The sequence below is a fragment of the Streptomyces sichuanensis genome (assembly GCF_020328095.1).
GTDB lineage: Bacteria > Actinomycetota > Actinomycetes > Streptomycetales > Streptomycetaceae > Streptomyces > Streptomyces cinnamoneus.
The window spans coordinates 23,451-45,360 of record NZ_JAIXMK010000075.1; the positions used below are offsets into that span (position 1 = coordinate 23,451).

General features: G+C 70.0%; 22 protein-coding genes. 9 read left to right on the forward strand and 13 right to left on the reverse strand.

Going from position 1 to position 21,910, the window contains the following annotated elements; translation table 11 throughout:
- Window positions 1-19: 19 nt before the first annotated feature.
- A complete protein-coding gene (gene mqnP, locus LE181_RS20925) occupies window positions 20-922 on the reverse strand; it encodes a menaquinone biosynthesis prenyltransferase MqnP (protein ID WP_225662850.1) in 903 nt (300 codons plus the stop codon).
- Complete coding sequence (locus tag LE181_RS20930) at window positions 919-2,370, reverse strand: menaquinone biosynthesis decarboxylase (protein ID WP_225662851.1); 1,452 nt, start codon at window positions 2,368-2,370, stop codon at window positions 919-921. The genes mqnP and LE181_RS20930 overlap by 4 nt, the downstream gene beginning before the upstream one ends.
- A gap of 87 nt (window positions 2,371-2,457) precedes the next feature.
- On the opposite strand from LE181_RS20930, the gene LE181_RS20935 reads away from it, so the two are divergent.
- Window positions 2,458-2,757, forward strand: a complete 300-nt coding sequence (locus LE181_RS20935; RefSeq protein ID WP_225662852.1) for a PLD nuclease N-terminal domain-containing protein — start codon at window positions 2,458-2,460, stop codon at window positions 2,755-2,757.
- Here the strand turns inward: LE181_RS20935 and LE181_RS20940 are convergent.
- The 9 genes from LE181_RS20940 to hemL form a co-directional block, all read right to left on the reverse strand.
- Window positions 2,754-3,275: an SRPBCC domain-containing protein gene (locus LE181_RS20940; protein ID WP_225662853.1), complete on the reverse strand. Its 522-nt coding sequence runs from the start codon at window positions 3,273-3,275 to the stop codon at window positions 2,754-2,756. The genes LE181_RS20935 and LE181_RS20940 overlap by 4 nt on opposite strands.
- A gap of 37 nt (window positions 3,276-3,312) precedes the next feature.
- On the reverse strand, window positions 3,313-3,873 hold the full coding sequence (locus LE181_RS20945; protein WP_225662854.1) for a Uma2 family endonuclease: 561 nt from the start codon (window positions 3,871-3,873) through the stop codon (window positions 3,313-3,315).
- 124 nt (window positions 3,874-3,997) lie between these two features.
- Window positions 3,998-5,080: a c-type cytochrome biogenesis protein CcsB gene (gene ccsB / locus LE181_RS20950; RefSeq protein WP_225662855.1), complete on the reverse strand. Its 1,083-nt coding sequence runs from the start codon at window positions 5,078-5,080 to the stop codon at window positions 3,998-4,000.
- Entirely contained in the window at window positions 5,077-6,834 is a 1,758-nt protein-coding gene (resB, locus tag LE181_RS20955) for a cytochrome c biogenesis protein ResB (protein ID WP_225662856.1), read from the reverse strand. The genes ccsB and resB overlap by 4 nt, the downstream gene beginning before the upstream one ends.
- Window positions 6,835-6,837: 3 nt before the next feature.
- A complete protein-coding gene (locus LE181_RS20960; RefSeq protein ID WP_225662857.1) occupies window positions 6,838-7,608 on the reverse strand; it encodes a cytochrome c biogenesis CcdA family protein in 771 nt (256 codons plus the stop codon).
- A gap of 4 nt (window positions 7,609-7,612) precedes the next feature.
- Window positions 7,613-8,239: a TlpA family protein disulfide reductase gene (locus LE181_RS20965; protein ID WP_225662858.1), complete on the reverse strand. Its 627-nt coding sequence runs from the start codon at window positions 8,237-8,239 to the stop codon at window positions 7,613-7,615.
- A gap of 23 nt (window positions 8,240-8,262) precedes the next feature.
- Complete coding sequence (locus LE181_RS20970) at window positions 8,263-9,594, reverse strand: polysaccharide deacetylase family protein (RefSeq protein WP_225662859.1); 1,332 nt, start codon at window positions 9,592-9,594, stop codon at window positions 8,263-8,265.
- 163 nt (window positions 9,595-9,757) lie between these two features.
- Window positions 9,758-10,405, reverse strand: a complete 648-nt coding sequence (locus tag LE181_RS20975; protein WP_225662881.1) for a histidine phosphatase family protein — start codon at window positions 10,403-10,405, stop codon at window positions 9,758-9,760.
- A gap of 32 nt (window positions 10,406-10,437) precedes the next feature.
- Window positions 10,438-11,763: a glutamate-1-semialdehyde 2,1-aminomutase gene (gene hemL / locus LE181_RS20980; protein ID WP_225662860.1), complete on the reverse strand. Its 1,326-nt coding sequence runs from the start codon at window positions 11,761-11,763 to the stop codon at window positions 10,438-10,440.
- Between the two features lie 127 nt (window positions 11,764-11,890).
- Here hemL and LE181_RS20985 point away from each other — a divergent pair, with 127 nt between their 5' ends.
- The 5 genes from LE181_RS20985 to LE181_RS21005 all read left to right on the forward strand — a co-directional run bounded on the left by LE181_RS20985 (window position 11,891) and on the right by LE181_RS21005 (window position 15,042).
- Window positions 11,891-12,457 carry a hypothetical protein gene (locus LE181_RS20985; RefSeq protein ID WP_190112088.1) on the forward strand — a complete coding sequence of 189 codons (567 nt, stop codon included), beginning with the start codon at window positions 11,891-11,893 and terminating at the stop codon, window positions 12,455-12,457.
- A gap of 39 nt (window positions 12,458-12,496) precedes the next feature.
- Window positions 12,497-12,847 (forward strand): YnfA family protein, encoded by a 351-nt coding sequence (locus LE181_RS20990; RefSeq protein WP_225662861.1) that lies wholly within the window; start codon window positions 12,497-12,499, stop codon window positions 12,845-12,847.
- Window positions 12,848-12,906: 59 nt separating this feature from the next.
- Window positions 12,907-13,659 (forward strand): SDR family NAD(P)-dependent oxidoreductase, encoded by a 753-nt coding sequence (locus tag LE181_RS20995; protein WP_225662862.1) that lies wholly within the window; start codon window positions 12,907-12,909, stop codon window positions 13,657-13,659.
- A gap of 115 nt (window positions 13,660-13,774) precedes the next feature.
- A complete protein-coding gene (locus LE181_RS21000; protein WP_225662863.1) occupies window positions 13,775-14,155 on the forward strand; it encodes a VOC family protein in 381 nt (126 codons plus the stop codon).
- A gap of 98 nt (window positions 14,156-14,253) precedes the next feature.
- The gene (locus tag LE181_RS21005) at window positions 14,254-15,042 is read left to right on the forward strand and encodes a hypothetical protein (RefSeq protein WP_225662864.1); all 789 of its coding nucleotides are present in this window, start codon (window positions 14,254-14,256) and stop codon (window positions 15,040-15,042) included.
- 37 nt (window positions 15,043-15,079) lie between these two features.
- On the opposite strand, the gene LE181_RS21010 is transcribed toward LE181_RS21005, so the two are convergent.
- The gene (locus LE181_RS21010) at window positions 15,080-16,273 is read right to left on the reverse strand and encodes an RtcB family protein (protein WP_225662865.1); all 1,194 of its coding nucleotides are present in this window, start codon (window positions 16,271-16,273) and stop codon (window positions 15,080-15,082) included.
- Between the two features lie 162 nt (window positions 16,274-16,435).
- On the opposite strand from LE181_RS21010, the gene LE181_RS21015 reads away from it, so the two are divergent.
- Together LE181_RS21015 and LE181_RS21020 are read left to right on the forward strand one after the other, a co-directional pair.
- Window positions 16,436-17,305 (forward strand): hypothetical protein, encoded by an 870-nt coding sequence (locus tag LE181_RS21015; protein ID WP_225662866.1) that lies wholly within the window; start codon window positions 16,436-16,438, stop codon window positions 17,303-17,305.
- A 134-nt stretch (window positions 17,306-17,439) separates the two neighbouring features.
- Window positions 17,440-18,156 (forward strand): hypothetical protein, encoded by a 717-nt coding sequence (locus tag LE181_RS21020; RefSeq protein ID WP_225662867.1) that lies wholly within the window; start codon window positions 17,440-17,442, stop codon window positions 18,154-18,156.
- 73 nt (window positions 18,157-18,229) lie between these two features.
- Here LE181_RS21020 and lysS read toward each other — a convergent pair whose 3' ends face one another.
- Entirely contained in the window at window positions 18,230-19,948 is a 1,719-nt protein-coding gene (gene lysS, locus LE181_RS21025; protein ID WP_225662868.1) for a lysine--tRNA ligase, read from the reverse strand.
- Window positions 19,949-20,107: 159 nt separating this feature from the next.
- Here lysS and argS point away from each other — a divergent pair, with 159 nt between their 5' ends.
- A complete protein-coding gene (gene argS / locus LE181_RS21030) occupies window positions 20,108-21,892 on the forward strand; it encodes an arginine--tRNA ligase (RefSeq protein ID WP_225662869.1) in 1,785 nt (594 codons plus the stop codon).
- Window positions 21,893-21,910: the final 18 nt, after the last annotated feature.

Consider the following 21,910-nt stretch of genomic DNA (forward strand, 5'->3'; position numbering starts at 1 on the left):
ACGTGCGGCGGACGGGCCGTCAGAGCGTCAGGCCCCGCACCAGCAGGTCCAGCAGCGCGCACAGGAACAAGGCGATGCCGATGAAGCCGTTGACGGTGAAGAACGCCCTGTTCAGGCGGGAGAGGTCGCCCGGCTTGACGATCGAGTGCTCGTAGAGGAACGCCACCGCGACCACCACCAGGCCCACCCACCAGAAGACACCCGCGTGGGTGAGGAGCCCGTACCAGGCCAGCAGCGCCGTCGTGACGGCGTGGCACGCCCGCGCGCCGTACAGCGCGGCCGGGATGCCGAAGCGGGCCGGGGTGGACTTCACGCCGTGGGCGCGGTCCGCGGCCACGTCCTGGCAGGCGAAGATCAGGTCGAAGCCGCCGATCCACACGCCGACCGCGAGGCCCAGGACGACCGCGTCCCAGGACCACTGCCCCGTCACCGCCAGCCAGGCGCCGACCGGGCCGATGGCCTGGGCGAGCCCGAGGATCGCGTGCGGGAAGTTCGTGAACCGCTTGCCGTAGGGGTAGACCACCATCGGGACGACGGCGAGCGGCGCCAGCGCCAGGCACAGCGGGTTGAGCAGGGCGGCCGCGCCGAGGAAGAAGACGACGGCGATCAGCGCGCCGGTCCACGCCGAGCGCACGGACACCGCCCCGGTGACCAGCTCGCGGCCCGCGGTGCGCGGGTTACGGGCGTCGATCTCGCGGTCGATGATGCGGTTGCAGGCCATGGCGAACGTCCGCAGACCCACCATCGCCACCGTGACCAGGAAGAGCCGCCACCAGTGGACGTGCTCGTCCTTGAGGTACATCGCCGTCAGCGAGGCGATGTAGGCGAAGGGCAGCGCGAAGACGGAGTGCTCGATCATCACGACGCGCAGGAAGCCGCGGGCGCGGCCCAGCTCCGGCGCGGCGGCAGCGGAGGCGCTCACAGCCCGTACTCCTTCCACCGGCGGTCGACCTTGGCCACCGTCTGCGGGTCCGACTCCACCATCTGGGGCCAGCCCCCGTCACGGGTGTAGCCCTCCTCGGGCCACTTCGCCGTTGCGTCGATGCCCGCCTTGCCGCCCCAGAACTGCTGGTACGAGGCGTGGTCGAGGTGGTCGACCGGGCCCTCGACGACGGTGAGGTCGCGGGCGTAGTCGGTGTTGCCCAGCGCGCGCCAGGACACCTCGTGCAGGTCGTGGACGTCGCAGTCGGAGTCCACCACGATGATCAGCTTGGTCAGCGACATCATGTGCGCGCCCCAGATGGCGTGCATGACCTTCTGCGCGTGCTTGGGGTACTTCTTGTCGATCGAGACGATCGCACAGTTGTGGAAGCCGCCGGACTCCGGCAGGTGGTAGTCCACGATGTCGGGGACGATCACCTTGAGCAGCGGCAGGAAGAAACGCTCGGTGGCGCGGCCCAGCGGGCCGTCCTCCGTCGGCGGGCGGCCGACGACGATCGACTGCAGCAGCGGACGACGGCGCATCGTGACGCAGTCGATGGTGAGCGCCGGGAAGTCCTCCTGCGGCGTGTAGAAGCCGGTGTGGTCGCCGAAGGGGCCCTCCGGCAGCATCTTCCCCGGCTCCAGCCAGCCCTCGACGACGACCTCGGCGTTGGCCGGCACCTGCAGCGGCACGGTCTTGCAGTCGACCATCTCGATGCGCTTGCCCTGGATGAAGCCGGCGAAGAGGTACTCGTCGATGTCGCCGGGCAGCGGCGCGGTGGACGCGTACGTCACGGCCGGCGGGCAGCCGAAGGCGATGGCGACCGGCAGGCGCTCACCGCGCTTGGCGGCCACCTGGTAGTGGTTGCGGCTGTCCTTGTGGATCTGCCAGTGCATGCCGATGGTGCGCTTGTCGTGGCGCTGGAGGCGGTAGAGGCCCAGGTTGCGGACGCCGGTCTCGGGGTGCTTGGTGTGGGTCAGACCGAGGTTGAAGAACGAGCCGCCGTCCTCCGGCCAGGTGAACAGGGCCGGCAGCTTGTCCAGGTCCACGTCGTCGCCGGTGAGGACGACCTCCTGGACCGGCGCGTCCTTGACCTTCTTCGGCGGGACGTGGGCCATGGCGCCCAGCTTGCCGAACGCCTCGCGCATGCCGATGAAGCCCTGCGGGAGCTCCGGCTTGAGCAGCCCGCCGATCTTCTCGCTGATCTCCTCGTAGGACTTCAGCCCGAGCGCCTTCAGCAGGCGCCGGTCGGTGCCGAAGACGTTCATGGCCAGCGGCATGGCCGCGCCCTTGACGTTCTCGAAGAGCAGCGCGGGACCGCCCGCCTTGTTCACTCTGTCGACGATCTCCCCGATTTCCAGGTACGGGTCGACTTCCGCCGTGATGCGCTTGAGATCGCCATCGCGCTCCAGTGCCCGGAGGAACGAGCGAAGATCGTCGTAAGCCATGCTTTCCAGTATCGAGCACGCACTACCCTGGACCCGTCACGGGGGCCGCACAGCGGCCCGTAGCACCGCACTCCGGGGGCCGTCGCCATGCTCAGGTATCTGCCGTTCCTGCTGATCCTGGCGTTGTGGATCTACGCCTTCGTCGACTGCCTCAACACGCCGGAGAACGAGGTGCGGGGCCTGCCGAAGCTGGCGTGGGTGTTCATCATCCTGCTGTTCGGCGAGGTGCTGGTGGGCCCGGTGGCCTGGCTCGTGGCGGGCCGCCCGCGCGCCGCCCGGGTACAGGGCCCGCGCAAGCAGCGCTGGGTGGCGCCCGACGACAACCCGGAGTTCCTGCGCTCGCTCAAGCGCGACGACGACCCGGGCCACGAGGGCCCGCGGGCCTAGCCCTTCCCGCGCTCGTAGTGCTCGCGCAGCTCGCGCCAGCGCTCCGGCGTCCACGCGGACCAGTCGGCGGGGTGCCCGGCGAGCGCCGAGAGCAGGTACTCGAAGTGGTGGTGCCACCCGGCGAGGCAGTCCAGGCGCTCGTCCTCGGGGCCGGCCAGCTCGTTGGTGAAGTGCAGCAGCGTCCCGCCGACCCCCAGCGGCCCGGGCTCCAGCTCGAAGCGGACGCGACCGTGGATGTCGACGGTGTACTCCGCCAGCCGCGGCGGGTCCCACGCGGTCACCCGGCCGGGCGCGACCGTGGCGTTGCCCCGGGGATCGGTGTTCTGCCAGCGCAGGGTGATCGCACCACCCTCGCGCTGCTCGAACGGCTCGGCCGCGGCCAGCCACGTCGGCAGCCCCTCGGGCGTGGCGACGGCGGCCCACACCTCGTCGACGGGGTACGGGATCGACAGCTCGTAGCGCAGGGTGTGGACGTCGCCCTTGGTCTCGGACGCACCGTAGGGGGAGGGGATCTCCATGACTCCAGCTCTAGCACGCCCGAACGCAGGGCGCGCGTTAGTCGCGGGGCCAGAGAGATGTATCGATGGGAATCTCGGGGTAGGGCAGGGTGAACTTGCTCTTGAACGTGTACGTCGTCTCGTCGGTGTACTCGTCGTCGCCCGGCGCGTGGTAGACGTGGACCAGCCCGGTCTTGGGGTCCGCGATCAAGTACGTCGGCACGCCGGCCACGGCGTACGTCTTCAGCTTCGCCCCGAAGTCGTCACGCCGGCTACTGCGCGACACCACCTCCGCGACCAGATCCAGGTCCTGGTACCGGTAGAGGTCCTTCTCGTTCTTCCGCGCCCCCTCCCTGACCAGCGCCACGTCGGGCGCGAACCCATTGAGGCAGCCGGGAAAGTCGACACGAACGTCCCAGAGGATCCCCGGGTAATCCATGCCCCTAGCGTCTTCGAGAGAACGCGTGAGCATCCGGATGATCGTGGAATGCATTTCACGCTGCGGGTTCAGGACGATCTCCCCCTCGATGATCTCCGCCCGATACCCCTGAGGCACATTCATCGCTTCGATGAGATCGAACATCTCATCAAGCTCAGTCGAGTCCTTCACAGCCACCATCAGGCACCTCCCCTGTCGGATCTCCGAGTCTACGAACCCACCACACCCCCACGCTCGCACAAAGGCCCGCTTCCCCCGAACGAGGGAGCGGGCCTTCGCACACGCGCGCGGTACGTCTGTGCGCTCACACCCCCGCGTAGCTGTGCTTGCCGCTCAGCAGGATGTTCACGCCGTAGTAGTTGAACAGGTAGCAGGCGAAGGCCACCAGGGCCAGGTAGGCGGCCTTGCGGCCCTTCCAGCCGGCGGTGGCGCGGGCGTGGAGGTAGCAGGCGTAGGCGACCCAGGTGATGAAGGACCAGACCTCCTTGGGGTCCCAGCCCCAGTAGCGGCCCCAGGCGGCCTCGGCCCAGATCGCGCCCGCGATGATCGTGAACGTCCACAGCGGGAAGACGGTGGCGTTGATGCGGTACGCGAACTTGTCGAGCGTGGCGGCCGACGGCAGGCGGGACATGACGTTGCCCCAGGCCCCGTCGCCGTCGCGGCCCTCGGCCAGCTTGGCCTCGTAGCCGTCGCGGAAGAGGTAGAAGAGGCTGGAGCACGCGCCGACCCACAGCGCCGCGCCGGAGAGGATCGCGCAGGAGACGTGGATCCACAGCCAGTAGGAGTGCAGGGCGGGCACCAGCTGGTCGCTGTCGGTGTACAGCACGGAGACGGCCAGGCCCAGGTCGAGCAGGATCGACGTGGTCAGCGGCAGGCCGAGCCAGCGGACGTTCTTCTTCGCGGCGAGCAGGCCGAGGTAGACGCCGACGGCGGCCATCGCGAACGTCGTGGAGAACTCGTACATGTTGCCCCACGGCGCGCGCTCCACGGACAGCGCGCGGGTGAGGACGCCGCCCACGTGGAGGGCGAAGGCCAGCACCGTCAGGGAGACGGCGATGCGGCCGTACAGGTCGCCCTTCTCGCTGGTGCCGGCGGCGCCGGGGCCGTCGGGCACGTCGCGGCTGCCGGGGGCCGAGCGGGTGACGACCTGCGGGCGCTCCAGGACGGCCGTGCCGCCGCCCTGCCCGGCCTTCTTCACGCTCACGGTCACCGACGGCGCGGCCTCCGCGGTGATCGCGGCGGCGGTGCGGCCGACGGTGCTGCGGCTGCCGAAGACCCACTCGGCGATGTGCGCGAGGAAGGCCAGGGTGTAGACGGCCATGGCCGAGTACACCAGCACGTTGCTGATGTGGGCCAGGTTCTCGTTGGCTGCGGCGGCGAGGATCACGCGCGCGCTCCTTCGGACGGTTCGGCGGGGGCTTCGGGGTCGGTGTCCGCGCCGGCCGGGGCGGCGGGCGGGGCGTCGGGCTGCAGGGCGCCGGCGAGGGAGGCGAGCTCCTCGGGCAGCCGGGCGGACTCGCTGCGGCCGAGGCCGGCCAGCTCCACGACCGTACGCCCGTCCTCGCCCGCCACGGCGCGCACCCACACGCGGCGGCGCTGGATGAACAGCGAACCGGCCAGACCGATCAGCGCGGCGACGGCGCCGGACAGCGCGAGCTCGTTGCCGGGCTTCTGGGAGATCTGGAAGGTCGCCCACTGCTTGATGCCGTCGAAGTGCAGCTCTCCCGCACCGTCCGGCAGCTTCATGGTGTCGCCGACCTTGAGGATCTGCGCGAACTTCGAGCCGTCCTCGTCGGTGAACTGCTTCATCCGCGAGACGTCGAGCTGGTAGACGTTCTGCGGGGCGCCGGCGTCGACGCCGAGGTTGCCGCGGTAGGCGGTCAGCACCAGCCGCGGATTGTCCAGGGCCGGGAACTGGGACAGCATCATGCCGGTCTTCAGGTCCAGGGTGGGCACGAAGTTGCCCTTGAAGCCGAGGTCGCTCTCCTTGCCGTCCTTGTCCTTGTAGGCCGGCACCTTCAGCACGGAGGTCTCGGTGACGTTGCTGTCCAGCGGCAGCGAGGGCACCGGGCCACGGAAGACGAGGGTGCCCTGGCCGTCGCGGACGCTGACCATGGGGGCGTAGCCGTGGCCGATCAGGTAGACCTTCGAGCGGTCCGTCTCCAGCGGCTCGTTGACCTTGATGGTGGCCTTGCGGGGCTCGCCGTCGGGGCCGTTCCAGTACGTGACGTGGGCGGCGTAGTCGCGCGGGGTGCCCTTCTGGGGGCCGGTGCGCTCGTAGCTGCCGGAGAAGCTGTCGAGGTCGAAGCGGAACTTGTCGAGGTCGTCGGCGTCGAACAGCGCGCCCGACTTGAAGTCGTCGTACTGCGTGAGCGTGTTGGAGAAGCCGTCGCCCTCGACGACGAGCTTGCCGCCCTCGGACTTCCACAGCTGCCCGGAGGCGAACGCCACGAGCATGACGATCAGGGCGACGTGGAAGAGGAGGTTGCCGGCCTCGCGGAGGAAGCCCTTCTCCGCCGCGACGGCGTCCTCGCCGCGCTCGGTGCGGAAGCGCCGGCCCTTCAGGAGCCGGTGGGCGGCCGCGAGGACCTCCTCGGGGGCGGCGTCGGTGTGCCAGGTGGCGTGGGCCGGCATCCGGGTGAGGTTGCGGGGCGCGCCCGGCGGGCGGCTGCGCAGCTGGCCGACGAACTGCCAGGTGCGCGGCACGATGCAGCCGATGAGGGAGACGAACAGCAGGATGTAGATCGCGGAGAACCACACCGAGCTGTAGACGTGGAAGAGCCCGAGCTTGTCGTAGAGCGGGGCGAGCGTCTCGTGCTTGCCGCGCCACTCCTCGGCCTTGACGGCGTCGACGGAGGTCTGGGGCACGAGGGAGCCGGGGACCGTGGCGAGGGAGAGCAGGAACAGCAGGATCAGCGCGACCCGCATCGAGGTCAGCTGGCGCCAGGTCCAGCGGACCCAGCCGAGGGCCTCCCGGCCGGACCAGGCCAGCAGCCCCAGGGCGCCGGGCTGCCGCACGCCGCCGAACGAGCCGGGCACGGCCTGCCCGCCGTCCTCCGTGGGGGCGGTGGACAGGGGCGCGGCCGGGGCGTCGGCCTCGGGCTCCTCCTGCGTGGAGGGGGTGCTATCGGTCTTGGCCATTGATCAGATCCCGGGGGTGTATTGCGACGACCACGTCTGAAGGTCCTGGACCATGGTGTCCCACCACCCTGTGACGAGGAGCAGGCCGACCACGACGAGCATGCCGCCGCCGAGCCGCATGACCCATGCGTAGTGCCGTTTGACCCAGCCGAAGGCGCCGAGGGCGCGCCGGAAGGCGACGGCGGCGACGACGAAGGGCAGGCCGAGGCCCACGCAGTAGGCGACGGTGAGCAGGGCGCCGCGTCCGGCGCTGGCCTGGTTCGAGGAGAGCGAGAGCACGGCGGCCAGCGTCGGGCCGATGCAGGGCGCCCAGCCGAGGCCGAAGAGCACGCCGAGCAGCGGCGCGCCGATCAGGCCCATCGCCGGCCGGGTGTGGAAGCGGAATTCGCGCTGCCCGAAGAGGTTGAAGACGCCCATGAAGCCGAGGCCGAGGACGATCGTCAGGGCGCCGAGGACCGTGGAGATCGTGTCCTTGTACTCCAGCAGGGTGGTGCCGAAGAAGCCGAAGAGGGCGCCGAAGGAGACGAAGACGGCGCTGAAGCCGAGGACGAAGAGCGAAGCCCCGGCGACCATGCGGCCCCGCCGGGCCTCGGCCAGGTCCGCGCCGCTGACGCCGGTGACGTACGACAGGTAGCCGGGGACGAGCGGCAGCACGCAGGGGGAGAAGAAGGAGACGAGCCCGCCGAGCACGGCGACGGGCAGGGCCAGCAGCAGCGCCCCGGACAGGACGGTCTGGTTCACCTCGCCGGCGGCGAGGGCGGTGAGGGCGGTCACGGGGTCACTTCTCCGCGACCAGCGGGTCGAGGGTCTTGCGCAGTTCCTCGTCGCCCAGCGGCTTGAGCGCCCGGGCGGCGATCCTGCCGTCGCGGTCGATGAAGATCGTGGAGGGGATGGCCTGCGGGTTCAGGCTGCCCTTGGGGAAGCGCAGCAGGAGCTTGCCGGAGGAGTCGTACAGGCTCGGGTAGGGAACCTTGAACTCCTTCTCGAACGCCTGGGCGGGGACGGGGTCGGGGTCGCGGGTGTTGATGCCGACGAATTCGACGCCCTTGGCCTTGTAGTCCTGGGCGGCGGCGACGAGGTACTTGGCCTCGGCGCGGCAGGGCGAGCACCACGAGCCCCAGACGTTCAGGACGACGACCTTGCCCTTGTACTCCTTGGCGACGTCGAGGGTCTTGTCGTCGAGGGTCTTGCCGGACAGCTCGGGCGCGCTCTGCCGGGCGCCCTTGTCCTCGACGACGTCGACGCCGCCCGTGCCCTGGACGAACTGGGTCTGCCCGCCTCCGCCGGAGGTGCTACCGGAACTGCACGCGCTCAGCGTCAGCGCCGCGACGGCTGCGGCGACGGCGGCCGGCACGGTGGTACGACGGCGGGAAGGGTGGCGTCGAAGGGCGCGGCAGGCACTCATGTGAAAAGTTTCGCATGCGCAGTTTAGGGATCTTCTTCACCCCCCTCGTCCTCCTCGTCCCGGTCGGCCGACTTCACCGGCTTCGGTGATGTCGACGGCTTCACGGGCCGCCCGGACTTCGGCGGGGCTTTCGGGCCCGTTTTCGGGGTCCACTTCTCCCCCACCTCCAGTGTGCGCAGTCCGGCCAGTACGGCGGGGTCCTGGACGTCGAGCCAGTCGACGAACTGCCGGAACGACACCAGGCGGACGTCCTTGCGCTTGTCGTCGGCGATGTATTTCAGCGCCTCCTCGACGGCGTCCATATAGATCCCCCCGTTCCATTCCTCGAAGTGGTTCCCGACGAAGAACGGCGCCCGGTTCGTTTCGTAGGCCCGGTCGAAGCCGGCGATGTACGACTCGGTGGCCTGCCGCCGCCAGGCGGAGTAGTGGTGCGAGGGGCCGCGGGTGGAGTTCACCGACTGATTGGCGAGGATGTTGTAGTCCATGGAAAGGACTTCGAAGGAGTGACCCGGGAAGGGCATCTGCTGCAGCGGCAGGTCCCACAGTCCGTGCTTCTTCCGCGGCCAGACCTGGAGTCCGCCCGGGGAACTGGCGTCGTAGCGCCAGCCGAGTTTCGCTGCGGTCGGCAGCAGATTGTCCTGGCCCAGGAGGCAGGGGGTGCGCCCGCCGACGAGTTCCTTGCGGTAGTCGAAGGGCAGCGGTTCGAGATCGCGGAATCCGGTGTTCGTGCGCCACCGGGTGACGAACGAGACGGCCTGCTCGATCTCGTTCTCCCACTCCTCGGGCGTCCAGTGGGCCACCGATCCGCTTCCCTGGCAGAAGTGGCCGTTGAAGTGGGTGCCGACCTCGTGGCCCTCCAGCCAGGCCGCGCGCATCTGGCGCAGGGTCTCGCGGATGTGCTCGTCGGTGAGGTAGCCGATGTCGGAGGCGCCCCGGGGATTGTTCGGCGGGTCGTAGCGCCGTTTCTTCGACTCGGGCAGGAGATAGACCCCTGAGAGGAAGAAGGTCATCCGGGCGCCGTGGTCGCGGGCGAGCTTGCGGAAGCGGGGGAAGAGGCCGTTGCCGACCTCTCCGGCCCCGTCCCAGGAGAAGATCACGAACTGCGGGGGCTTCTCGCCCCGCTCCAGCGGCACGGGCTTGGGCGGCTGGTTGGGCTGTTTGCCGTAGTCGGCGGTCGAGCCGTCGCCGATCAGCCGGGGCTTGAACGGGGGGTTGGCCTTGCCGCCGGGGGCCTGGGCACCCTGCTCCTCACCGGCGGTGGCCGCGGAGCAGCCGACGGCGCCGCCGAGCGCGGCGGCCGCTCCCACCCCCCATCCGAGCAGACTCCGTCGGGTGATGTCACGACTGTCGCGCATGTCGGCTCCGTCCCTGCTCGTCGCGCCCCGTACCATATGCCGTCCATATAAATGGACATTAGGTACGAGGGCGCGTCGAACTACGACGGTTGCGCTCTTTTCAGGGCCTTCACCGCATTTTCGGTTGCAGAACGACAGCCCCTCCGCGCGGGCGTACGACCGCCTACGCCCCGAACGCCTTGGCGCCGCCCTTGACCGGCTTCGCGCCCGCCAGGAGATGAGCCGGCACCAGATCCCGCGCCGGCTCGCTGTAGCCCACCGAGACGATCCGGTCCCCCCGGTAGGTGAACGTCGTCAGGCTCGCCAGCGTGCACTGCCGCCTGCGCGGGTCGTGCCACAGCCGGCGCTTCTCCACGAAGCTCCGCACGATCCAGATCGGCAGCTGATGACTCACCAGCACCGCCTCGTGACCGCGCGCCGCGTCCTTCGCCGCGTCCAGCGCGCCCATCATCCGCACGACCTGCTCGACGTACGGCTCGCCCCACGACGGACGGAACGGATTCGTCAGGTGCTTCCAGTTCGCCGGCTTGCGCAGCGCCCCGTCACCCACCCCGAACGTCTTCCCCTCGAAGACGTTCGCCGCCTCGATCAGCCGCTCGTCCGTCGCCAGGTCCAGACCGTGCGCCTTGGCGACCGGCGTCGCCGTCTCCTGCGCCCGCTCCAGCGGCGACGCGACCACATACGTCACGTCCCGGTCGGCCAGGTGGTCCGCCACCCGGTCCGCCATCCGCCGGCCCAGGTCCGACAGGTGGTAGCCCGACCGGCGCCCGTAGAGCACCCCGTCCGGGTTGTGCACCTCGCCGTGGCGCATCAGATGGACGACCGTGATGTCGCTGTCCTTGCTCACTTGCCCTCCTCCGTCGCCCCGGCAGCCGCCCGCGCCGCGGCCGGCAGCGCCGCCGCCACCCGCTCGATCGCCGCCGCGTCGTGCGCCGTCGAGACGAACCACGACTCGAACGCCGACGGCGGCAGGTACACGCCCTGCGACAGCATCGAGTGGAAGAAGGCGTTGAAGCGGAACGCCTCCTGCTTCTTCGCCTCGTCGTAGTTGGTGACCGTGGCCTCGGTGAAGAACACCGAGAACATGTTGCTCGCCGTCTGCAGACGGTGCGCTACGCCCTCCTTCGTCAGCGCCTCGCCCACCAGACCGCTGATCTCGGCGGACACCGCGTCCACCCGCTCGTACGCCGCCTCGTCCAGCAGCCGCAGCTGCGCCAGGCCCGCCGCCGTGGCGATCGGATTGCCCGAGAGCGTGCCCGCCTGGTAGACGGGGCCCGCCGGCGCCAGGTGCGCCATCACGTCGGCCCGGCCACCGAAGGCGGCCGCCGGGAAACCGCCGCCCATGACCTTGCCGAAGGTCATCAGGTCCGGCTTCACCCCGTCGATGCCGTACCAGCCGGCGCGGCTCACCCGGAAGCCCGTCATGACCTCGTCGGAGATGAACAGCGCGCCGTTCTGCGCACAGGCGGCCTTCAGGCCCGCGTTGAACCCCGGCAGCGGCGGGACCACGCCCATGTTGCCCGGCGAGGCTTCCGTGATCACGCACGCGATCTCACCCGGGTGGGCGTGGAAGGCGGCGTGCACGGCCTCCAGGTCGTTGTAGGGCAGCACGATCGTGTCGCCGGCCTGCGCGCCCGTCACACCGGGGGTGTCCGGCAGGCCGAACGTCGCCACGCCGGAGCCGGCGGCGGCCAGCAGGGCGTCCACGTGACCGTGGTAGCAGCCCGCGAACTTGATGACCTTGGTGCGGCCGGTGAAACCGCGGGCCAGCCGGATCGCCGACATCGTCGCCTCGGTGCCGGACGACACCAGCCGCACCTGCTCCAGCGGCTCGATCCGGGCGACCATCTCCTCCGCCAGCGCGACCTCGCCCTCACCGGGCGTGCCGAAGGAGGTGCCGCGGGCGACGGCGGCCTGCACGGCCGCGATCACCTCGGGGTGGGAATGGCCGAGAATCATCGGCCCCCAGGAACACACGAGGTCCACATATTCCCGGCCATCCGCATCGGTCAGGTACGGACCGGAACCGGAGACCATGAACCGGGGCGTACCGCCCACGGCGCGGAACGCGCGCACCGGAGAATTCACGCCACCGGGCGTCACGACCGACGCGCGGTCGAATAGCGTCTGCGAGACTGGGGCTTCATATGGGTAGCTCACGCTAGCCATGGTCTCAGAGCCCGCCGGCAAGTCGTGGCCGGGCGTTTCGCACGCCGTCCACGGGGGAGGTCTCTGAGACGATGATCGGGTTGCGCGGCGGGGGCTGTGCCGCCTAAAAATGCGGTCGGGTGGAGATATGCATCGCGGTGGCGGACTGGGCGAGGGCACGGATGACCTGGGGCCCGAGCGAGCCGAGCGGGCCCACAAGGGACGACACCGGCGCAAGGAACAACGCGAGGAATACAGCGCAAGCGGGAGTGGCCGGGTGGGGGTGACCTACAAATACTTCGGGGCGCCGAATGGCGCCACCGCCGCCCGCGTGCCCATTTCCATGCGTCCCGAGGAGCTCGGCGGTGACGAGCTGGGTATGGGCGGCATGTTCACCAAGATCAAACCGGAGACGGTGGCCGCAATGGTCCTCACCGGTATCGAAGGCATACCCCTGCACAAGGTCCCCCCTCTCGAACTGGTCGTTCTCCACCCCGACTACGCCGTGGTCAAGCTGCCCATGACCGTGGTCGACCCGCTGCGCGGCATTGGCGAGGAATCGGTGGGCGCCGCGGCGTTCATCTGGTCCACGGTCCCCGACCGCGGCGGCCCGCGCGACGCCTTCGACGTCTACCAATTGCTCCACGAATGGCAGGACTTCTCCCATCGCCTCCACGAGGCCGGGCACCAGCCCTACTGCCTCGTATGGCCGTAGGCCCCCGCCCGCCCGTCCCCCACCCATGACCCCGCACCCATGCTGATCGTCCGCTCCACCGCCCTCTTCCTCCTCGCCGCCCTCCTGGAGATCGGCGGCGCCTGGCTCGTCTGGCAGGGCGTGCGGGGCGGTGATTCCGCGCAGGGGCGCGGCTGGGCCTGGATCGGTGCGGGAATCGTCGCCCTCGGGCTCTACGGATTCGTCGCCACCCTCCAGCCGGACGCCCACTTCGGCCGGATCCTCGCCGCCTACGGCGGCGTCTTCGTCGCCGGCTCCCTGGCCTGGGGCATGGTCGCCGACGGCTACCGCCCCGACCGCTACGACGTGGCCGGCGCCCTGATCTGCCTGGCCGGCGTCGCCGTGATCATGTACGCGCCGCGCGGCCGCTGACCCGCCGCACCTCCCGGCCTATGCTGCCCCCAGACCACGCCAGCCCCAGGAGGCCCACCATGAGCACCCGCACCGCCGTCATCACCGGCGCCAGCAGCGGCATCGGCGCCGCCACCGCCCGCAGCCTGGCCGCCGCCGGCTACCGCGTCGTGCTCACCGCCCGCCGCGAGGACCGCCTCCGCGCCCTCGCCGAGGAGCTCACCGCCGCCGGCCACGAAGCCGTCCCCCACGCCCTCGACGTCACCGACCGCGCGGCCGTGGACGCCTTCGCGGCCACCCTGGACACCGTGGACGTCCTGGTCAACAACGCCGGCGGCGCCATCGGCGCGGACACCGTCGCCACCGCCGACCCCGCCGACTGGCGCACGATGTACGAGGTCAACGTCCTCGGCACCCTCAACGTGACCCAGGCCCTCCTCCCCCGCCTCGTCCGGGCCGAGGGCACGGTCATCATCCTGTCCTCCACCGCCGGCCTCGCCACCTACGAGGGCGGCGGCGGCTACGTCGCGGCCAAGCACGGCGCCCACGTCCTCGCCGAGACCCTGCGCCTGGAGCTGTGCGGCAAGCCCGTCCGCATCGTCGAGATCGCCCCCGGCATGGTGCGCACCGAGGAGTTCGCCCTCACCCGCTTCCGCGGCGACAAGGACAAGGCCGCGGCCGTCTACAACGGCGTCGCCGAGCCCCTGACGGCCGACGACGTCGCCGACACCATCTCCTGGGCCGTCACCCGCCCCCCGCACGTCAACATCGACCTGCTCGTCGTCCGCCCGCGGGCCCAGGCGTCGAACTACAAGGTCCACCGCGAGGGCTGACCACCACCGCGACCTCGGTCACAGTCCCCGGAACCGATGCGAAAACGATCATGACGGGTTAGCGTCGTACGGCAGGCCGCCCAGCACCGGGCGGCCCCTACACCCAGGGGGACCCATGCGTGTCATCGCCTTCGACCACCTCGTGCTCAACGTCTCCGACGTCGAGCGCTCGCTCGCCTTCTACACCGGCCCGCTCGGCCTGGAGCCGGTCCGCGTGGAGGAGTGGCGCGCGGGCAAGGTGTCCTTCCCCTCCGTCCGGGTCAGCCCCGGCACCATCATCGACCTGTTCCCCCGCGAGCGCGGCGAGTCCAACGTCGACCACATCTGCCTCACCGTCGAGCCCCTGGACTGGCAGGAGGTCGTCGCCGCCGGCACCTTCGAGGTCGTCGACGGCCCCGGCCCCCGCTTCGGCGCCCGCGGCACCGCCGAGTCCCTCTACGTCCTCGACCCGGACGGCAACACGGTCGAGCTCCGCTGGTACCCGCAGGACGCGTGAGCGGAAGCGGCGCTTACGCCTGGCGATGCGCTCGCCAGTTCTAGTGACGCCCTGCCGTTTCGAATAACCGAGCGGCAGGGCCCACCGACGATCGGGCCATGACCTTCATGGACCTCGAAGACCCGCGGTACGCGTACATGTTCGGCTTCCTGCAGGCGGACGGGCACATGCACGCGGGCACCGGCAACAAGGGCAGACTGAGCGTCGAGATCAGCTACCGGGACATCGACATACTCCGTGCCTTCCAGCAGCTCTGCCCGTACAACAGCACGATCAGTGAGCGCACACGAGCAACGAATTTCTCGGAGAACCACCGGTCCGCGATCTGGACCGTGTGCTCGCTGGAAGCCAGGAACCGCCTTGCCGAGCTCGGCATTCCCTACGGCAAGAAATCAACGCGGATCACGCCACCGCGCGTCCCCTTCTCCCCACGCGACTACCTCCGCGGAGTCATCGACGCCGACGGCGCCGTGGGGTTCACAGCACAGGACCTGCCGTTCGTCAGCCTCGCCACCACGAGCACGGCAATCGCCACCTACCTCTGCCGCTACACCAAACTGACACTTGGCATCCCCCGGCTGACCAGCAGGAACGTCAGGGACCGCGCGTACAACATCATGTACATGCGGGAGAGCGGCGTGGCAGTGGCCGGTCACTTGTACTACCCAGGAAGCCTGGCGCTGGAGCGCAAGCGGTCAGCCGCTGCCGAGGTGAGCCGGTGGACACGCCCCGCGCACATGCGCCCACCGCAGCAACGACGCAGTTGGACGCAGAGGGAAGACCGCATCCTGCTCGATGCACCGACCATCGCAGAGGCAGCAGAGCGGCTGGGCAGAACAGAGAAGTCCTGCAACGTCCGACGCTGGCGCTTGCGCCAGGAAAGCTGAAGAAGGGGCGGGCGCTCAGCGCCCGCCCCTTCCACTGTCAGCCCTTGACACAGATGACCTGCTTGAGCTTCGCCACGACCTCGACCAGGTCCCGCTGCTGCTCCATGACCTGCTCGATGGGCTTGTAGGCGGCCGGGATCTCGTCCACCACGCCGCGGTCCTTGCGGCACTCGACGCCCGCGGTCTGATCCGCCAGGTCCCGCTCGGTGAAGCGCTTCTTCGCCTGGTTGCGGCTCATCCGGCGACCCGCACCGTGCGAGGCCGAATTGAACGAGTCCGCGTTGCCCAGACCCCGCACGATGTACGAACCGGTGCCCATAGAGCCCGGGATGATCCCGTACTCGCCGCCGCCCGCACGGATCGCGCCCTTACGGGTGACCAGCAGGTCCACGCCCTCGTAGGTCTCCTCCGCCACGTAGTTGTGGTGACAGGAGATGACCTGCTCGAACATCGGCTTGGCCTTCTTGAACTCCTTGCGGATGACGTCCTGGAAGAGGGCCATCATGATCTCGCGGTTGTGCTTCGCGTACTCCTGCGCCCAGAACAGGTCGTGCCGGTAGGCCGCCATCTGCGGCGTGTCGGCGATGAACACCGCGAGGTCGCGGTCGACGAGCCCCTGGTTGTGCGAGAGCTTGCGCGCCTCGCCGATGTGGTACTCGGCGAGCTCCTTGCCAATGTTGCGGGACCCGGAGTGGAGCATGAGCCACACCGCACCGGACAAATCAGTACAAAGTTCAACAAAATGGTTTCCTTGGCCAAGGGTTCCCATCTGCTTCAGCGCCCGCCCCCGCCGGAAGTGCACCGCCTCCGCGACCCCGTCGAACCGCCCCCAGAAGTCGTCCCACCCGGCCGTCCGCAGCCCGTGCAGACGGCGCGGGTCCACCGGGTCGTCGTGCATCGCGAAGCCGACCGGGATCGCTTCCTCGATCTTCGACCGCAGCCGCGAGAGATCACCGGGCAGGTCGTTGGCCGTCAGGGACGTCTTCACCGCCGACATGCCGCAGCCGATGTCGACGCCGACCGCCGCCGGGCACACCGCACCCCGCATGGCGATCACCGAACCGACCGTGGCGCCCTTGCCGAAGTGGACGTCCGGCATCACGGCGAGGCCCTCGATCCACGGCAGCGTGGAGACGTTCCGCAGCTGCTGCATCGCCACCGGCTCGACCGTGGCGGGGTCCGCCCACATACGGATCGGTACCCGGGCGCCGGGCACCTCGGTGTAGGACATATCTACCTCATTCCCCCGAAAAACATGGATAACGCAAAAGCCGGAACTATCAGCTCATCCACGACAGCGGGACGGCAGACGCGGCAGCGCGTGCGGTACACATTGTGTCCAGCCGCCGCCCGGCGGCGGCAACCGGATTTCGGCCGAAGGGAGCCACGGACCGTGCAGCGAAGGGCATACGCGCCGGCAGCCGCACTGGCCGCGGCGGTGCTGTCGGCAGCGCTCGCCGGGTGCGGCGGGGGCGGCGGAACGGGTGGCAAGGGCGTCGACGCCAAGGCCGGGCAGTCCGGCTCCTCGGTGCCCGCGGGCCCGCCCGGCAAGTACCACAGCCTCCCCGAGCCGTGCGGTTACGTCAGCCCCGGCACCCTGCGCCGCATGCTGCCGGGCGCCGGCGAGGGCGACGAGGAGGAGGCCAAGCGGCTCCTCAAGGGCCAGGCGGCCATCACGTACGACACCGACCGCCGCGTCGGCTGCCGCTGGAAGCTGGAGACGCCGGGCGGCACCCGGCACCTGACCGTGGACTTCGAGCGCGTCGTCTCCTACCAGCCGGGAATGAGCGACGAGGCCCGGGCCGAGCAGCTGTACGAGCGCCAGGCGGTCGCCGCGCACATCCCGAACGCCAAGCCCTCGGCCGGCACCCCCTCGCCGAACGCCAAGCCCTCGGGCAGCGCCTCCCCGGCCGCGAGCGCCGCCGCGCCGAAGGACGCGGGCCCCGCCCCGCAGCTCGGCGAGGCGTCCGCGGCCCCCTCGGCGCCCTCCTCCGCCCCGGCCTCCCCCTCCGCCGACCCGCGCCTGGCACCCCGCGTCCTCGACGACCTCGGCGACGACGCGTTCGTCGACGACCGGGTGACCGTCACCGGCACGGGCGTGCACCGCGACGTCACCGTCGTCTTCCGCTCGTCCAACGTCCTCGTGACGATCGCGTACGACCAGTGGACGACCGACAAGCAGCACGTTCCCAGCAGCCAGGACCTGCAGGGCAAGGCCCAGGGCCTGGCCCGCGAACTCGACGCGGGGCACTTCGGCAATTAGCCCGGCGAGTAACGACCCGCTTCGGCCGCCCCCGGGCACGGTCCGCGTACCGTGCCCGTAGGCACCGCCGGACCGGGGGCGCCCCGCCGGCCCGCACGCCCCGCGACACACCCTCCCAAACGAGCGAAGGACCCATGCACCGACGAACAGCCCCGCGACTCGCCCGAATCCTCGCCTGCGCCGCAGTACCGGTGATGCTCGTCGCCACCGGCTGCTCCTCGGACGGCGACTCCGGGTCCAAGAAGGAGTCGGCCAAGCCCACGAAGGCGGCCACTCCCACCGCCGCTCCCTCGGCCAAGGCGGCGAAGTACGCCAAGCTGCCGGAGGTCTGCAAGACGGTCGACGAGAAGACGATCGAGAAGCTGGTGCCCAAGGCGGAGAAGAAGGAGGGCAGGGCCGTCTCCACCGGCAACACCAACGACTTGGCGAGCTGCTTCTGGAGCGGCCTGAACGACGCCGACGTCAAGGACCTGCAGTTCCGTTCGCTGACCGTCTCGCTCAAGCGCCTGGAGGCCGACCCGACGCAGGGCTCGGCCGAGAAGCGGGCCGAGGGGTTCGCGGAGCAGCAGGTGAACAAGGCGACCACAGAGGGCGGCGCCAAGGATGCCAAGACGGAGAAGGTCGACGGCATCGGTGACAGTGCGAGCCTGGTGAGCACGGAGACGAAGAAGGACGACAACGACTACAAGAACCAGACCGTGGTCGCGCGGACGGCGAACGTCGTCGTGACGGTCAAGTACAGCGGTGCAGGTTTCGAGGGTGCGAAGTCGCCGAACGTCGACGACATGAAGAGCGGCGCGCAGGACGTGGCCAAGGAGGTCGTGGGGGCGGTCGCCAAGGCGAACCAGTAGCGCGTAGCGCGTACGACGAAGGGCCGCCGCCCGGTGATGATCACCGGGCGGCGGCCCTTTCGTCGTGCCGGGGTCAGGCCGCGAGCAGCTTGCGCACGCGGTCCTGGCCGACCGCCAGCAGCAGCGTGGGCAGGCGGGGGCCGGTGTCGCGGCTCACCAGCAGCTGGTAGAGCAGGGCGAAGAAGGCGCGCTGGGCCAGCTTGAGCTCGGGGGTGGGCTTGGCGTGGGGCTCCAGGCCGGCCTGGACCTTGGGCACGCCGTAGACGAGGGCGGTCAGGCCGTCGAGGGACCAGTGCTCGTCGAGGCCGTCCAGGAGCAGGCGCAGGGACTCGCGGCCCTGCTCGTCGAGGGAGCCGAGGAGCTCGGTGTCGGGCTCGGAGCGGACGACGGTGCGGGACTCGGCCGGGACCTGGGTGTTGATCCAGTGCTCGGCCCGGTCGAGGCGGGGGCGGACCTCGTCGAGGGTGGTGACGGGGTTGGCCGGGTCGAGGTCGCTGAGGATGCGCAGGGTCTGCTCGTCGTGCCCGCCGGTGATGTCGACGACGGAGGCGAGCGTGCGGTACGGCAGCGGGCGCGGGGTCGTCGGCAGGTCGCCGGCGGCCGTGCGGACGGCGCGGCTGTGGGCGGCGGCGTCGGCGGGCAGGACGGTGCCGTCGGCGACCTTGGCGTTCAGCTTGTCCCACTCGTCGTAGAGCCGCTGGATCTCCTGGTCGAAGGCGATCTTGAAGGACTGGTTGGGGCGGCGGCGGGCGTAGAGCCAGCGCAGCAGCGGGGCCTCCATGATCTGGAGTGCGTCGCCGGGGGTGGGGACGCCGCCCTTGGAGGAGGACATCTTGGCCATGCCGCTGATGCCGACGAAGGCGTACATCGGGCCGATGGGCTGGTCGCCGCCGAAGATGGGTCCGACGATCTGGCCGCCGACCTGGAAGGAGGAGCCGGGCGAGGAGTGGTCGACGCCGCTGGGCTCGAAGACGACGCCTTCGTAGGCCCAGCGCATGGGCCAGTCGACCTTCCAGACGAGCTTGCCGTGGTCGAACTCGCTGAGCAGGACGGTCTCGCCGTGCCCGCAGGTGCAGGTGTAGGTGAGTTCGGTGGTCTCGTCGTCGTACGCCGTGACCGTGGTGAGGTCCTTGTTGCAGACCGTGCAGTAGGGCTTGTACGGGAAGTAGCCCGCGCCGCCGGCGCTGCCGTCGTCCTCGGCCGCGGCGCCGGAGCCCTCGGCGGCTTCCAGCTCGGCCTCGTCGAGGGGCTTCTGCTGCTGCTTCTTGGCGGGCTTCTGCTTGGTGCGGTACTGGTCGAGGATCGCGTCGATGTCACCGCGGTGCTTCATGGCGTGCAGGATCTGCGCGCGGTAGGCACCGGAGGTGTACTGCTCGGTCTGGCTGATGCCGCGGTACTCGATGCCCAGCTCGTCCAGGGCCTCGATCATGGCGGCCTTGAAGTGCTCGGCCCAGCTGCCGTAGGGGCTGCCGGGCGGGGCGGGGACGGCGGTGAGCGGCTTGCCGATGTGCTCGGCCCAGGAGGGGTCGATGCCGGCGGGGACCTTGCGGTACCGGTCGTAGTCGTCCCAGGAGAGGATGTGGACGCACTCGTGGCCGCGGCGGCGGATCTCGTCGGCGACCAGGTGCGGGGTCATGACCTCGCGGAGGTTGCCGAGGTGGATCGGGCCGGAGGGCGACAGTCCCGAGGCGACGACGATCGGTTTGCCGGGGGCGCGGCGCTCCCCTTCGGCGATGACCTCGTCGGCGAAACGGGAGACCCAGTCGGCCTCGGTGCTCTGAGCCTGAGCCACGGCACTTCCTTCCTTACGGTCCTGGCATGACCATTGTCCCAGACGGACGGGGTGGGTCCGGGGTTGCCCGTGCGGGCGGGAAATCCCGGCGGTGCTGTGGTAGGTGCATGGGATACTCGGGATGTCGAAAACGCCGCCTACCGGAATGGCACCCATCCCATGGCTTCGGTTCCCTCTCTCGCTTCCACGCTCCACCAGCGCATCGCGGACGCTCTCTCGGCTGCTCTGCCGGAGGCCGGTGCCGCGGACCCGCTGCTGCGACGAAGCGACCGGGCCGATTTCCAGGCCAACGGCATGCTGGCGCTGGCGAAGAGGCTGAAGGGCAATCCGCGGGAGCTGGCGGCGAAGGTCGTCGAGGGGCTGCCGTCGGGTGAGGGGCAGCTGGTGCAGGAGGTCGAGGTCTCCGGGCCGGGCTTCCTGAACATCACCGTCTCCGACCGGGCGATCACGGAGACGCTGGCGGCGCGTGCCGCGGACGATCGTCTCGGTGTGCCGTCGGCGCAGGAGCCGGGCACGACGGTCATCGACTGGGCGCAGCCGAACGTGGCCAAGGAGATGCACGTCGGTCACCTGCGGTCGGCGGTGATCGGCGATGCGATGGTGAAGATCCTGGAGTTCACGGGCGAGAAGGTGGTCAGCCGTCACCACATCGGTGACTGGGGCACCCAGTTCGGCATGCTCATCCAGTACTTGATGGAGCACCCGCACGAGCTGGACCACAAGGCCGCCGAGGGTGACAGCACGGCCTCCGGTGAGGAGGCCATGTCTAACCTCAACCGTCTGTACAAGGCGGCGCGGGCCCTGTTCGACGCGGACGCGGAGTTCAAGGAGCGGGCGCGGCGCCGGGTGGTGGACCTGCAGGCCGGGGACGAGGAGACGCTGGCCCTGTGGCAGCGGTTCGTCGACGAGTCGAAGATCTACTTCTACTCGGTCTTCGGCAAGCTGGACATGGACATCCGTGACGAGGACGTCGTCGGCGAGTCGGGCTACAACCACATGCTGCACGAGACGTGCCGCCTGCTGGAGGAGTCCGGCGTCGCGGTGCGGTCCGAGGGTGCGCTGTGCGTGTTCTTCGACGACGTGAAGGGTCCGGACGGCAAGCCGGTGCCGCTGATCGTGCAGAAGTCGGACGGTGGTTTCGGCTATGCGGCCACGGACCTGTCCGCGATCCGTGACCGGGTGGAGCACCTGAAGGCGAGCACGCTGCTGTACGTGGTGGACGCCCGGCAGTCGCTGCACTTCAAGATGGTCTTCGAGACGGCCCGGCGGATGGGCTGGCTGAACGACGAGGTGCACGCGGTGCAGCTGGCGTTCGGCACGGTCCTGGGCAAGGACGGCAAGCCGTTCAAGACCCGTGAGGGCGAGACGGTGCGTCTGGTGGACCTGCTGGACGAGGCCATCGGGCGGGCGACGGACGTGGTGGGGGAGAAGGCCGGGAAGGTCGGCCTGAGCGAGCAGGAGATCGCGGAGAACGGCCGGTACGTGGGCATCGGCGCCGTGAAGTACGCGGACCTGTCCACGTCGGCGATCCGCGACTACAAGTTCGACCTGGACCAGATGGTGTCGCTGAACGGCGACACGTCGGTCTATCTGCAGTACGCCTATGCCCGTATCCGTTCGATCGTGCGGCGGGCGGGTGACGCGAAGCCGGTGGCGCACCCGGAGCTGGCGCTGGCGCCGGCCGAGCGTGCGCTGGGTCTGCACCTGGACCAGTTCGGCGAGACGCTGGCCGAGGTGGCCGCCGCGTACGAGCCGCACAAGCTGGCCGCGTACCTGTACCAGCTGTCGTCGCACTTCACGACGTTCTACGACCAGTGCCAGGTGCTGAGCGAGGAGAACGCGCCGGAGGTCGTCGAGAACCGTCTGTTCCTGTGCGATCTCACGGCGCGCACGCTCCACCAGGGCATGGCGCTCCTCGGCATCCGTACGCCCGAGCGCCTCTAGCCGGCGCGGGGCCCGTCG